Origin of the sequence: Endozoicomonas sp. ONNA2 (genome assembly GCF_024606365.1) — a bacterium.
GTDB lineage: Bacteria > Pseudomonadota > Gammaproteobacteria > Pseudomonadales > Endozoicomonadaceae > Endozoicomonas.
This window is the reverse complement of the sequence record NZ_JAHHPO010000562.1, coordinates 1-1,041: the sequence shown is the minus strand read 5'-3', so window position 1 is coordinate 1,041 and position 1,041 is coordinate 1. Positions and strand designations below refer to the sequence as shown.

Sequence of the window (1,041 nt, the reverse complement as noted above, 5' to 3'; positions counted from 1 at the left end):
ATGGGGGGCACTCAGAGTACCTCACCATGAAAATTCAATAGATAAACAAATCGCTGCCACCGCGCTGGCATACGATCTAACCATTGTTACCAGAAATACGGACGACTTCGCCAGCACAGGGGCTAAGTTGCTCAATCCGTTTTCAGGACACTGAAAATCTTTAGGGGCAGGTTGTATGCACGATGAAAGACCTGACCCTGCTCTTTCGCTTTCTCTTTAGTCATGATGGAAAACTTTTCCTTGCAATGCGGGGCGGACCATATATGACGCCGGTTTTCCTTTCTTGACAGAGCAGAGCAGGGGTATTACCTTGAGTAATACCTGTGTGCTTACTGCGAGAAAGCCAGCATGTCTACCAGCTCAATAACCAGCAAGGGGCAAGTAACCATACCCAACGCCTTGCGGTCGAAGTTCCACCTACACCCCGGTGACAAGGTACTATTTGAAGAAAAAGACGGTGTAATCACCCTCACTCCCATGAATAACGACATTGAAGTGCTGGCAGGTTGTCTTGCCAGCGACACCAATGGCAAACAAGGAACACTGGAAGATATGGAACAGGCCATCAAAGCAGGTGCGATGGCTTCCTGGCAAAACGGAGAGGATAATGATAATGGACGGTATTGATACCAATGTCCTTGTTCGCTACCTTGTCAAAGACGATTTGAAGCAACATCAGCAAGCTCTGGCTTTATTGAAAGCCCTGCCAAAAATTTACCTCAGCCCCATCGTACTGGTAGAAACCGTTTGGGTGCTCAGTCACTTCTATAAAGTCAATGCAGAAAAACAATGTCAGAAACTTCGGGAGCTGCTCTGTCTTCAGTGCATTATGACCGATAATCGTCAGGCGGTATTAAATGCCATCGTCGATTATACCAATGGCTATAATTTTGCGGATGCAATGATAGGCCACCACAACAACCTCAGGAAATGCAAAACAACCTGGACTTTTGATAAAAAAGCAGTGCGGCTGAAACAATTTACCCGGTTGGAAAAATAGACACGCTGCTTTTCTGCATGAAAGACCGGCCTCGGTTTTTT

Annotated in this window: 2 protein-coding genes; both read left to right on the top strand. The window is 46.4% G+C overall.

Annotated elements, in window-relative coordinates:
* Positions 1 to 348 precede the first annotated feature (348 nt).
* Entirely contained in the window at positions 349 to 627 is a 279-nt protein-coding gene (locus tag KDK14_RS09825) for an AbrB/MazE/SpoVT family DNA-binding domain-containing protein (RefSeq protein WP_257264923.1), read from the top strand.
* Positions 614 to 1,000 carry a PIN domain-containing protein gene (locus KDK14_RS09820; protein WP_257264922.1) on the top strand — a complete coding sequence of 129 codons (387 nt, stop codon included), beginning with the start codon at positions 614 to 616 and terminating at the stop codon, positions 998 to 1,000. The genes KDK14_RS09825 and KDK14_RS09820 overlap by 14 nt, the downstream gene beginning before the upstream one ends.
* Positions 1,001 to 1,041: the final 41 nt, after the last annotated feature.